This is a genomic window from Pseudomonas sp. B14(2022), from assembly GCF_012030485.1.
GTDB lineage: Bacteria > Pseudomonadota > Gammaproteobacteria > Pseudomonadales > Pseudomonadaceae > Aquipseudomonas.
Genome location: NZ_JAAUVM010000059.1, coordinates 1 through 317 on the forward strand (window position 1 = coordinate 1; position 317 = coordinate 317).

The following is a 317-nucleotide window of genomic DNA, read 5'->3' on the forward strand; positions in this document are numbered from 1 at the left end:
GCGAAAAGCTGTTGGCCTACATCTCCCAGGCCGAACTCGATGAACTGTTGAAGCTCGGCAAAGACACCATTGCCAACGGTTTGCTGGTGCTCAGCGATGAGCCGCTGCTGTTTATCTACGTGTCGGCCATGGTCAGTTGGGTGCGCCTGCTACCTCCGCCCGAGATGTATGAAGTGCTGGGCGAGATCAGCGGCGAGGTGTTGATCAATCTATTTCTGATCTGGGCGAGCCGTGGCATGGGCGTGCAGATTCGCCTGGGCGCTCAGGTGCTGGGGCATATCAAATCCGGGCGAGCGCGCCAGTGGCTGGAGAGGCTG

The 317-nt window shown here is 59.3% G+C and carries 1 protein-coding gene; it reads left to right on the forward strand.

All coding sequences use genetic code 11. The features are described from left to right. A partial coding sequence (locus HCF10_RS31005; protein ID WP_167657094.1) for a hypothetical protein occupies window positions 1-317 on the forward strand: 317 nt, incomplete at both ends.